Origin of the sequence: Microbulbifer agarilyticus, from assembly GCF_001999945.1 — a bacterium.
GTDB classification, from domain to species: Bacteria; Pseudomonadota; Gammaproteobacteria; order Pseudomonadales; family Cellvibrionaceae; genus Microbulbifer; species Microbulbifer agarilyticus_A.
In genome coordinates this window covers 1,925,978-1,938,064 of sequence record NZ_CP019650.1, presented here as the reverse complement: position 1 = coordinate 1,938,064, position 12,087 = coordinate 1,925,978, and the positions used below count along the sequence as shown (strand labels likewise).

The window sequence follows — 12,087 nt, the reverse complement described above, 5'->3', positions numbered from 1 at the left end:
AAATTGACTTGCACGATATTTGGAATTGGGTGCCAATGTGAAACACCTTAGTTGAACACGGCCGCTACCGCTGGGTAGCGGCCTAACCGCACACTCTCCGACTTGGAGTATTTACGCCCCTTCTCCAGCAAAACAAATCGCAAAAATAAAATAGTCAGAAGTTATACACCCCACAGAGCTTCCGAATCTCGCCCCTCTTGATTGCAGCAAGGTACGTAAATTCGCTCTAGATCCTGTATCACATCCTCAACATCCGGATCAACTCGATAAGCTACCAGCATCCAAGCGTCGTCGGCCATAAACACTCAAACATGAATATCTAATTCCCTTTTATACTGTATTGACCAACCGGCATAGACAATCACGCCCTGGACCAAACAGATACAAAGCTGTCAATTGTTACCCCACTGTATGACATGCTGAGAATTTCATGCAGGACTGATGACAAGAATCTGACCATCGCATTTTTCATCCATCTTTTTTGGGCATAGAATGATTGAAGGAAAACTCAGCGAACACTAATGGATGTCATAATATTGTACTATCTCAATTTCTTAGAATCGCCAAAGCGGGCAAGGAAGCAGTGCCTACACTAAATATCCCGTCCTTCATTAGGTACCGATTCCATTTCACCAACCTTAACCTACATCAAGCCCAGAGATACTTGACGCACATAATCACCCCAAGACTTATAACATCTCACAGAAGCGTGACAAACTTTTGGGGCGCCAGGAGTTACCCCCAGCTTCTCCTTAAGCAAATACATTGTTTGAGAAATATTTTTCACACACTGATATTTTTGATGGTTTGGAATTACATTTGAATCTATAAAACCACGAAAAATATTTTTTGGACACCTATGTAGATTATCCTTCCAGAATCCAGCCTCTCTTTCATTTGATGGTTTAACATTTCCACTTTCAAAATCATAAGACCACTCATCAAAATCAGACTTCAACCTATTAAACAGCTCAGTTGAAATCACGAAGACATCTAAATCAGAGCCTTCACCAAAAGGTCTTCCGATTTTTCTAGGCGAAAGTGACTGGCCGAGACGCGCACTTCCGGTTAAGTTTACTTCTTTAGGGTCGACATCCAATTTAATAGCGACCCAATCTCTTACAGCTTCATATATACCTGGGCAATCTCTAAAAGCAAACGGAATCCCTTCCGACAACCATTGTCTAGCTATCGCGTTCCTGGCCGCTTCACCACCTTGCTTTGCCACACTCGAAACAAGTTCAGCAGCCGGATATGCACCCACCATATCTCGAAGTTCATTGGATATCTTAAATGGTTCCATATTGCCCCACGGAGTTTAATTTATTAAACCTGTTAATTATATGTATCGCTCTGATCTTAATTTTTTTATTTTTATGGTCATTGAAATACCTTGGCTCGGGGTACTTCAATCTAGCTACAAGAGAGGCTGCTTCAAAATCATTCAGTGCATCTTTATTCAAATTTAGATGCTTGCATGCTTTTGAAATACCATGCATATCCCACCCATAATAAGCAATTGACAAATATAGCTTCAATATTTCAGACCGCTCCAAATACAGCGTCAATCTAGTAGCCAAATATATTTCATTCAACTTTCTTTTGAGGCTTAATTCATAATTTCCAGTTACAACCCTAACTAACTGCATCGCAATGGTTGAACCACCTTCACGACGATTGTGGATTTTTGAGTTCCAAGCTGCTCTGAGCAATCCAATAGGATCAAAACCAAAATGCAACCAAAAACGATGATCCTCACCTGCAACCAGGTACGCGAGCAGGTTTTCAGGAAGCTTTCGATTCATCTCCTCTAATCTTATTTTATCAATGCTTTGAACGAGACGACTCCAATCATCTTCAGACTTCATTCGCTCTCTACGCCCGCTATATTTACCAACAAAAAAAGGCCAGCCCAAAATTTGGAAATCACGCTAACCTCGTCAAACCAACGACTAAAAGTTGCTCTACCCCCAGATACAGTTGGATTATTTACTGCACTGGAGCGTCACCTACTGTTTATACTGAACAGCAGTGACGCTCATCTGGACCGCCGTATTAATTACCCAATTGAGAAATTCGCCCTGGCAAGTAAATGACTAAGTGTTAGTGATGAGCAAGAATGCGCACATTCTATAATCGACTTCTAACATTACGGAGGCCGCAATTAGGCTTGTTACCGCCTAAAATCCATAACATATAGCCAATTATCACCTTATATAGACGTGACCGTTTCGCTGGCACCTCTCTGGCGTGAAGCACTTGCATCATGTTCAGTATGATCCGAAATATGCGCAGCCTCCATTTCAGCATACCAATCAGTCTTTTCTTCGGGATAAAATTGATCCAAAATTTCCTCATATAGCCCGTCAACTTCACTTATATAATCGCTATCTGGATTGTATAACTCTATAACTTCACGTCGCACAGCCCACTGACCCCCGGGATATCGGCGACCATCTACAATTAGCTTAGCTTTAAGATGGTCTCCTACAATTTTTTGGGCCCCGAGACGTACACTTTCATAATCAGTTATAAATTTTTCGGTTGTAACCTGCATAACCCCTAAGGTTTTAGCCAAGCCGAAGTAAAAAAGTATATTTTCTACCAACCTATACAATTTGGGTCGATTAAAAGCTTCAACAATTAAAATGGCATATATGAGGGCCTCTTGACGTTTGGTTTCAGCGATTTCTTCAATTATTTCCCCATAGGTCCGCCTGTAAATTTTGTAACGCTTTTGTAAATAATTCATTTTGCGCGCTTTGGTGCGTCCATCAGATAGTTTCACGCTATTAAATGTGTGGTAAGCATAAGCAACTATCGCCAGCCAAACTGCACTACCTAACTCCTTTGCAGTTGGAAACAAAAAATCTTTATGAATTATTAGTACGTCATATACATAATACGACATCGGCACAGATATTAGGACATAGGCACACTGTGTCACCCAATTTAGCAGCATCCCTCTACCTGTTAGCAGGTTAAATAGCAGACGAAAAACAAAGTAATAGATAACTACCAAATATATATCTTGAACGATCCAATCTTGCTCGATCTTATAGAAAACTGCCGAGACGACAGTTATATAAGCGACCGGCGAAAACGACCTATAGAGAAAATTAAAGGCTGGGGCCTCATCCGCTTTAGCTAAAACGGACATACGAACATAACCGGCATGGGCCGAATGGCTACCAATCCAATTCACGATAAGAAACAAAGCAATAGCCAAAGCTAAATGAATCAATACTAAACTCAATTCTGCATTCCTTACTCTCGGCCCATAAAATCGAACATACACATCGCCACTTCAATGATCGCGGCGAACAGCAATCTTGTCATAGCTTATAAGTTCGTCAAACACTAATGCGCGTAAGCTCATAATGTCCAACCGTCTTACGGCTTGTAAAATAGTTACCCTGAAGTTGCCCGTCATCCTGGAGACTTAGCTTCAGAATAGCCGTACCTTTGTAAGGCTCTTGTGCGCCGGCACTTCCCTTATTTTTTGGCGTTGTCAAAAAAACGTAATACAACTCCGCCCGCCCTGTTTCAGAATCTCTTTTTGGCTTGGCCAACAGTGTTTGAGAGTCTGAATCCTCAGCCTCAACGTCCATACCTAGCGTTAAAAAACTTTGCTTTATTACAGCCCTTGCATGAGAGACACCCCTCTTGCCTTCCCACTCCCAGTGTATGAGCATTTCCCATTTCCCATTTAGGTTTGGGAACAATAAATGATTGAGAATCGGATATTTATTCCAAAGCTTCTCCCAAGCCATATAGAAAATTATGAAAAGTAGGAGGTTTAGGAAAATCGAACCGCTGGTTGCAATTGTTATCGCGTTAAAGAAAGAGGTAGCTTCATCATAGATCACCCAAAGAATTAGGCAGCTGACCGCAGCGTATGCAACAGCAACAAACGATATGACTCTTCCTACCGGAAGAAGATTAATCATTGACACACCTCATAATGGACTTCTTGTCCATTTTTAAAGATAGACAACCCATGCCCACTGCTTACAATTCCAGTCATTGCAACACCTGTAATTGCCGAGCCATAAAGTGCTGCGACGAATCTCCCTCCTACAATTCGAGACTTATCAAAGAATGCGTCTCGTACAATTGGTGGAGAAAAATATTGGGCCGCATGAGTTAGCTTCCCCCCCGTACTCAAAATATGAAAGCCATCATGGTATATATTTTTTTCCCTAGAAATCCTTGCTAGTACATCCACAAGAGCACCAGTAGTATCCGGGGTTATCCCTCTAAGATTCACGATAGGCAAGTCAGCAGCAACATCACATACAACAACCCCTAAACCAGAAAAATCGCCACGAGATTTTAACCACACCTCATAGAGCAAATGTCTAAACTCATTTTTTGTCACAATCAATCCCGTCGTATACCTAGTGCCAGTATAATGGACACCTGAAGCGCTGCGGAAGCCATCCCAGCCCGCAAATAACAACATTTTCATGTTGCTAGAATTAGCGGGCAGCCGGTGCTCTTGTATAGAGTTCCGCCAACTGCTCTTCGGATGACGCCCTTAGTTCTAACCAATTAAAGTTGAATACTTGCATGCGAGATGGCAGGACATTTTCTGTCGCAATAAATCCCCAACCAGGCAAACCAGTGTGCTCACTAACTACCAGGCTAGTGAGAGGTGGATGATTATTTTCAGCGCAATATTAGTGGGTTGGGCGAAGAAAATCGCCAATACTCGGGCGCACTAGGTCAGCTGCGCTAGCAACCAAACCGCAGGTTAAGATCTGACAAACCCTAGCTGCTAATGTCAGAATACTCAATAGCTGCTGAGCCCGTTGCATTCTATTCACATATGATTATCATTTTCTAAGAACACTACGCCATGCAACTCTATTACTGCTTAACCCACGATCAAGTATTCTTCGAACGACGAAAAACCTATTTACTGGAAACTAGCAGTGGACTGGATTGCCATGCCAAAAATTACTCAACGCAGCATCTATATCTCTCTAGATATAGCTCGTCCTGATGATATTTAAATCCTCTTTTAAGTCAATAACCTAGCTCATCTACAAATGATTGAAGCTCAGATTACACACTTATTGACGGTTCGAATCTCCATTTCAGTTAAATATCAATCACATACAGCAGCATATAAAAAAGCGAGCCTCATTTGGGGCTCGCTTTTAAATTTTCGAAGCCAACTTAGACAGTTATCACTGCCATTAGTGGTTTCTACTGCAAACCTAACTAAAAAGAATCACCAGGCACCCGTACCCACCCTTCCATCAAAATCCGTGCACTACGACTCATAATGGCCTTGGTAGCCGTCCACTGCCCATCCACCTCTTCCGCTTCCGCACCAACTCGGAGCGTACCGGACGGATGGCCAAAGGTAACTGCATTGCGCTCCCCTCCCCCAGCGGCCAAATTAACTAGCGTACCGGGAATTGTGGCGGCAATACCGATGGCTACCGCCGCAGTACCCATCATGGCGTGGTGCAGTTTGCCCATGGATAGTGCACGCACCAGCAGATCGATATCGGCTGCGGCCACTTGCTTGCCGCTGGATGCGACGTAGTCATTGGGCGGGGCTACGAAAGCGATCTTGGGCGTATGTTGGCGGGCGGCGGCCTCTTCGAGGTTTTCGATCAGGCCCATGGCCTTTGCACCATAGGCGCGCAGGGTTTCGAAGCGAGCCAGGGCTTTTTCGTCACTGTTGATGGCTTCCTGCAATTCAGTGCCGGTGTAGCCGATATCGGCGGCGTTGACGAAGATGGTGGGAATGCCGGCGTTGATCATGGTGGCTTTGAGTTTGCCACCTGCAACAGCGTCTGTTGGCACTTCCAGGTCGTCTACCAGGTTGCCGGTGGGGAACATGGCCCCAGCGCCATCCGCCGGGTCCATAAATTCTATTTCGACTTCGGCCGCCGGGAAGGTGACCCCGTCCAGCTCAAAATCACCGGTTTCCTGCACTTCCCCATTGGTGATGGGTACGTGGGCGATGATGGTTTTTTTGATATTGGCCTGCCAGATGCGCACGGTGCAGATACCGTTTTGCGGGATACGCTCGGCATCGACAAAGCCGCTGTTGATGGCGAAGGCTCCGACGGCGGCGGTGAGGTTGCCGCAGTTGCCAGACCAGTCGACGAAGGGCTTATCGATGGAAACCTGCCCGAACAGGTAGTCCACATCGTGCTCCGGCTGGGTGCTGTTGGCCAGGATCACCGTTTTACTGGTGCTGGAGGTGGCACCGCCCATGCCGTCGGTGTGTTTGCCGTAGGGGTCCGGGCTGCCGATTACCCGCAGCAGCAGTTTGTCGCGCGCGGGGCCAGGGACCTGCGCCGCTTCGGGCAGGTCCTGCAGGCGGAAGAACACGCCCTTACTGGTGCCGCCACGCATATAGGTGGCGGGCACTTTTATTTGGGGAGCACTCTTTTTGGGCTCAGGGCTGTTCATTGCGCGGCGCCCTCAGCTTCGAGGAAGTCGTTGGCAAAGCGCTGCAGTACACCGCCGGCGTCGTAGATGGAAACTTCTTCGGCGGTATCCAGGCGGCATTTTACCGGCACCTCTACGGTTTCACCGTCTTTGCGGTGTACGCGCAGGGTCAGTGTGGCGCCCGGGGTGCGTTCGCCGGCTACGTCGAAGGTTTCGGTTCCGTCGATGCCTAGGGTTTCGCGGGTGGTGCCCGGCAGGAATTCCAGCGGTAAAACGCCCATACCGATGAGGTTGGTGCGGTGAATGCGCTCGAAGCCTTCCGCCACAATCGCTTCTACACCGGCGAGGCGCACGCCTTTTGCGGCCCAGTCGCGGGAGGAACCCTGGCCGTAGTCGGCGCCGGCAATAATGATCAGCGGCTGCTTGCGGTCCATGTAGGTTTCGATGGCTTCCCACATGCGGGTTTCTTTGCCTTCCGGCTCTACGCGGGCCAGTGAGCCCTGCTTCACTTCACCGTTTTCACTGCGCACCATTTCGTTCAACAGTTTCGGGTTGGCGAAGGTGGCGCGCTGGGCGGTGAGGTGATCACCGCGGTGCGTGGCGTAGGAGTTGAAGTCTTCTTCCGGCAGGCCCATTTTCGCCAGGTATTCACCCGCCGCACTGCTTGCAAGAATAGCGTTGGACGGCGACAGGTGGTCGGTGGTGATGTTGTCACCGAGTACCGCCAGTGGGCGCATGCCTTTGAGGGTACGTTCGCCGGCCATCGCTCCTTCCCCCTCTTCATTCCAATAGGGCGGGCGGCGGATGTAGGTGCTCATGGCGCGCCAGTTATACAGGGGGTCGCCCTTCTCTGCTTCCGCTTTATTTAAATCAAACATCGGGATGTAGACTTCGCGGAATTGCTCTGGCTTAACGCTCTGCTTCACGATCGCGTCGATCTCTTCATCGCTCGGCCAGATATCTTTCAGGGTGATGGCGTTGCCGTCTTTATCGTGGCCCAGTACATCCTTTTCGATATCGAAGCGGATGGTGCCGGCGATGGCATAGGCCACGACCAGCGGTGGTGAGGCCAGGAATGCCTGCTTGGCGTAGGGGTGGATGCGGCCATCGAAGTTGCGGTTGCCGGACAGTACGGCAGTGGCGTAGAGGTCGCGGTCGATGACTTCTTTCTGGATTTTCGGGTCCAGCGCGCCGCTCATGCCGTTACAAGTGGTACAGGCAAAGGCGACCACATCAAAGCCCTGTTGTTGCAGTTCTGGCAACAGGTCGGCTTCTTCCAGGTACATTTTTACGGTTTTGGAACCGGGCGCGAGGGAGGTTTTTACCCAGGGCTTGCGGGTAAGGCCGAGCTTGTTGGCGTTACGCGCGATCAGGCCTGCGGCAATCATGTTGCGCGGGTTGCTGGTGTTGGTACAGCTGGTGATGGCGGCGATGATGACGGCACCATCGGGCATTTCGCCTTCTTTCTCTTCCCATTCTTTGGCAATACCGCGATTACCCAGTTCAGATACCGGCAGTAGTGCGTGCGGATTGGAAGGGCCGGCCAAGTTGCGGCCTACGGAGGAAAGGTCGAACTGGAGTACGCGCTCGTATTCGGCCTCTTTCAGGGTATCTGCCCAGAGGCCGGTTTCTTTCGCGAACTTTTCTACCAGGGCTACCTGCTCGTCGTCGCGGCCGGTGAGCTTGAGGTAGTCGATGGTTTGTTCATCGATGGCGAACATGCCGGCGGTGGCACCGTATTCCGGCGTCATGTTGGCGATGGTGGCGCGGTCGCCGAGGCTCAGGCTGGAGGCGCCTTCGCCGTAGAATTCGAGATAGGCACCAACTACGCGCTCGCGGCGCAGGAATTCGGTCAGGGCCAGCACCATGTCGGTACCAGTAATGCCGGGCTGCAGTTTGCCGGTCAGCTCTACGCCAACGATGTCTGGCAGGCGCATGTAGGAGGCGCGGCCGAGCATGACGCTTTCGGCTTCGAGGCCACCCACGCCGACGGAGATTACGCCGAGGGCGTCGACCATTGGAGTGTGGCTGTCGGTACCGACACAGGTATCCGGGAAGGCGACGCCGTTACGCACCTGCACCACCGGAGACATTTTCTCCAGGTTGATCTGGTGCATGATGCCGTTGCCGGGCGGAATGACGTCGACGTTTTCGAACGCGGTTTTGGTCCAATTGATGAAGTGGAAACGGTCTTCGTTGCGGCGCTCTTCGACTTCGCGGTTTTTTTCAAACGCGTTCTTTTCAAAACCAGGGTGTTCGACGGCCAGGGAGTGGTCGACGATCAGCTGGGTGGGCACTACCGGGTTTACTTTGGCGGGGTCACCGCCCTTCTCTGCAATGGCGTCGCGCAGGCCGGCGAGGTCGACCAGTGCGGTTTGGCCGAGAATATCGTGGCAGACGACGCGCGCGGGGAACCAGGGGAAGTCGAGGTCACGCTTGCGTTCGATAATCTGCTTGAGGGCGGCGGTGAGGTTTTCAGGCTCACAGCGGCGAACGAGGTTTTCTGCCAGGATACGGGAGGTATACGGCAGTTTTGCGTAGCTGCCCGGCTGGATGTTTTCGACGGCCTCGCGGGTGTCGAAATAATCTAGGTCGGTGCCGGGGAGGTTTTTGCGGAATTCGGTATTCATCAGGGGTCACGCAGTGGAGTCGTTGGGTGGCGGTGCCGCTACCGGGTAGGGTTTTGCTGGACACGCCGTGAACCCATCCATGGGGGCTTGGCTGCGAGATCCCTCTCGCAGACAGTCCAGTAAAACCCTACCCGGCACCGACACCTTCGCGTCGGGCCGTATCGTTCTGTTAGCGCTCAGAAATGGGGGTTACTTTGCGCAGCTCTGGGCCGGTGTACTCGGCGCTTGGGCGGATGATGCGGTTGTCGGCGCGCTGTTCAAATACGTGCGCGGCCCAGCCGGTTACGCGGGACATTACGAAAATCGGGGTAAACAGCTTGGTGGGAATACCCATGAAGTGATACGCGGATGCGTGGAAGAAGTCAGCGTTACAGAACAGCTTCTTCTCGCGCCACATGACTTCTTCGCAGCGTACGGATACCGGGTACAGTACGTCGTCGCCCACGTCGGCGGCGAGTTTTTCAGACCACAGCTTGATGATGCCGTTGCGCGGGTCGGATTCGGTGTATACCGCGTGGCCGAAGCCCATGATCTTTTCTTTGCGCTCGAGCATGCCCAGCAGTTCTTTTTCTGCTTCGTCGGCAGAAGAGAAACGCTCGATCAGTTCCATGGCCGCTTCGTTCGCACCGCCGTGCAGCGGGCCACGCAGGGAGCCGATGGCGCCGGTGATGCAGCTGAACAGGTCGGACAAGGTAGAAGCACACACGCGTGCGGTGAAGGTGGACGCGTTGAATTCGTGCTCTGCGTACAGGATCAGGGATACGTTCATCACCTGTGCGTGCAGGTCGTTGGGCTTTTCGCCGCGCAGCATGTGCAGGAAGTGGCCGCCGATGGAGTCGTCGTCGGTTTCGGTTTCGATGCGCACACCGTCGTGGCTGAAGCGGTACCAGTAACAAATAATGGACGGGAACGCGGCCAACAGGCGGTTGGCGCGGTCTTGTTGCTGGTCGAAGGACTCTTCGCCTTCGAGGTTACCCAGCATGGAGCAACCGGTACGCATGACGTCCATCGGGTGGGCGTCTGCCGGAATGCGCTCGAGTACTTCGCGCAGTGCCTGTGGCAGGCCGCGCATGGTTTTGAGTACGCCTTTGTAGTCTGCCAGCTGTGCGGTGGTGGGCAGTTCGCCATTAAAAATCAGATAGGCGACTTCTTCGAACTCGCAGTTTTCTGCCAGGTCTTTTACATCGTAGCCACAGTATGTGAGGCCAGAACCGGATACACCAACGGTGGAAAGTGCAGTTTTACCGGCTACCTGACCACGCAGGCCTGCTCCGCCAACTTTTTTCTCTGCCATCTCTATTTCCCCTAGTTTTCCTGATTATTCGGTTAGATGAAATTTGGTTTACGTCGTTGTTACTGCTTGCGTGCTTACTTCTTGAAAAGCGCGTCGAGCTTGTCTTCAAACTCGTGGTAATTCAGGTAGTCGTACAGTTCTGCGCGGGTCTGCATGGTGTCGACCACGGCCTGCTGGTCGCCATTTGCCAGAATGCTGCTGTAAACATTCTCTGCCGCCTTGTTCATGGCGCGGAACGCAGACAGCGGGTACAGCACCATGTCGGCACCGGACTCACCCAGTTCCTGCTTGTTATATAGCTTGGTTTTACCGAACTCGGTGATGTTGGCGAGAATCGGTACGTTCAACGCGTCTTTGAATGCGCGGTAGTGTTCCAGCTCGGTTACGGCTTCGGCAAAGATACCGTCGGCACCGGCTTCGATGCACGCCTGGGCGCGGTCGATGGCGGCTTCCAGGCCTTCCTGGGCAAAGGAGTCGGTACGGGCCATGATGAAGAAGTCGTCGTCGGTGCGCGCGTCTACGGCGGCTTTGATACGGTCGACCATTTCCTCTTTGGAGACGATCTCTTTGTTCGGGCGGTGGCCGCAGCGCTTCTGCGCGACCTGATCTTCGATATGTACCGCGGCGGCGCCGGCACGGATCATTTCTTTCACGGTGCGGGCAATATTGAACGCGCCCCCCCAGCCGGTATCGATGTCCACCAGCAGCGGCAGGCTCGAAGCGGCGGTAATGCGGCGTACGTCTTCCAACACGTTTTCGAGGCTGGTCATACCCAGATCGGGCAGGCCGTAGGAGGCATTTGCTACACCGGCGCCGGACAGGTAAATAGCCTGGTGCCCAATGCGCTCGGCCATGATGGCGGTGTAGGCATTGATGGTGCCGACAACCTGCAGTGGCTGGTTGTCTTTCAGGGCCTGACGGAAACGTGCGCCGGCGGATTCAGGTCTGCTCATTATGTTGCCCCTATTCTCTTTTCTCTCAAGATTCGGTGTTGGTTACTAGCTAGCTAGGTGTTAGCTAGTTGCTAGATAGTTTCTTTGCGATATTGCTGCGGGATGCGCGGATGTGCCGGCGCATCAGGATTTCTGCCAGTTCGCCGTCGCCGGCCTCAATGGCTTCAATAATGTGGCTGTGCTCGCGGAAGGCGCGGTGCGCGCGTGGGCTGGCCATGCCCAGCTGGTAGCGGTACATGCGCACGCGGTAATAGAGTTTGTTGCACAGGGTGTCGATCAGGAGTTCGTTGTTGGAGGCCTGCACGATGCGGAAGTGGAAGTCGAAGTCCCCTTCCGGCTGGTAGTAGGCGGTGCCCGCCTGCAGCTCTTCCTGCTGTTCGTGGCGCTCCAGCATCTGGCGGAGTTCGGCGAGGTCGGCGTCTGAACGGTTTTCTGCGGCCAGGCGGCAGGCCATACCTTCCAGCGCTTCGCGCACGTCGTAGAGTTCCAGCAGGCCGCGGCCGCTTAACTCCACCACACGGGCGCCGACATTTACCTTGCGCTCGATGAGCCCAAGGGAATCCAGCCGCATGAGTGCTTCGCGCAGGCTACCACGGCTGGCATCAAAGCGGCGGGCCAGTTCCGGCTCGCTGATTTTACTGCCAGCGGCCATGCGGCCTTCGACGATGTCTTTGCGCAGGGAGAGAAACAGGCGGTCCGCCAGGCTCTGCGTACCCTGCAGCGCTTTTTCGTCCGCTTTTGTCACCTGTTGCGTACTGGCCATTTTCTAACCCAATCTTCCCATCTGATGTGT

At 51.7% G+C, this 12,087-nt stretch carries 10 protein-coding genes; all 10 read right to left on the bottom strand.

Annotated features, from left to right (window positions below):
* Positions 1–643 precede the first annotated feature (643 nt).
* A complete protein-coding gene (locus tag Mag101_RS07860) occupies positions 644–1,303 on the bottom strand; it encodes a hypothetical protein (RefSeq protein WP_198040131.1) in 660 nt (219 codons plus the stop codon).
* A complete protein-coding gene (locus Mag101_RS07855; protein ID WP_077403156.1) occupies positions 1,290–1,868 on the bottom strand; it encodes a biosynthetic peptidoglycan transglycosylase in 579 nt (192 codons plus the stop codon). The genes Mag101_RS07860 and Mag101_RS07855 overlap by 14 nt, the downstream gene beginning before the upstream one ends.
* 344 nt (positions 1,869–2,212) lie before the next feature.
* Entirely contained in the window at positions 2,213–3,256 is a 1,044-nt protein-coding gene (locus Mag101_RS07850; RefSeq protein ID WP_198040130.1) for a hypothetical protein, read from the bottom strand.
* A 97-nt stretch (positions 3,257–3,353) separates the two neighbouring features.
* Positions 3,354–3,950: a hypothetical protein gene (locus Mag101_RS07845; RefSeq protein WP_077403150.1), complete on the bottom strand. Its 597-nt coding sequence runs from the start codon at positions 3,948–3,950 to the stop codon at positions 3,354–3,356.
* Complete coding sequence (locus Mag101_RS07840) at positions 3,947–4,471, bottom strand: hypothetical protein (protein ID WP_077403147.1); 525 nt, start codon at positions 4,469–4,471, stop codon at positions 3,947–3,949. The genes Mag101_RS07845 and Mag101_RS07840 overlap by 4 nt, the downstream gene beginning before the upstream one ends.
* A gap of 758 nt (positions 4,472–5,229) precedes the next feature.
* Complete coding sequence (gene prpF, locus Mag101_RS07835) at positions 5,230–6,438, bottom strand: 2-methylaconitate cis-trans isomerase PrpF (RefSeq protein ID WP_077403144.1); 1,209 nt, start codon at positions 6,436–6,438, stop codon at positions 5,230–5,232.
* Complete coding sequence (acnD, locus tag Mag101_RS07830) at positions 6,435–9,047, bottom strand: Fe/S-dependent 2-methylisocitrate dehydratase AcnD (protein WP_077403141.1); 2,613 nt, start codon at positions 9,045–9,047, stop codon at positions 6,435–6,437. The genes prpF and acnD overlap by 4 nt, the downstream gene beginning before the upstream one ends.
* 169 nt (positions 9,048–9,216) lie before the next feature.
* Positions 9,217–10,341 carry a bifunctional 2-methylcitrate synthase/citrate synthase gene (gene prpC / locus Mag101_RS07825; RefSeq protein ID WP_077403138.1) on the bottom strand — a complete coding sequence of 375 codons (1,125 nt, stop codon included), beginning with the start codon at positions 10,339–10,341 and terminating at the stop codon, positions 9,217–9,219.
* Positions 10,342–10,415: 74 nt separating this feature from the next.
* The gene (gene prpB, locus Mag101_RS07820) at positions 10,416–11,294 is read right to left on the bottom strand and encodes a methylisocitrate lyase (protein WP_077403135.1); all 879 of its coding nucleotides are present in this window, start codon (positions 11,292–11,294) and stop codon (positions 10,416–10,418) included.
* 64 nt (positions 11,295–11,358) lie between these two features.
* The gene (locus tag Mag101_RS07815) at positions 11,359–12,057 is read right to left on the bottom strand and encodes a GntR family transcriptional regulator (RefSeq protein ID WP_077403132.1); all 699 of its coding nucleotides are present in this window, start codon (positions 12,055–12,057) and stop codon (positions 11,359–11,361) included.
* Positions 12,058–12,087: the final 30 nt, after the last annotated feature.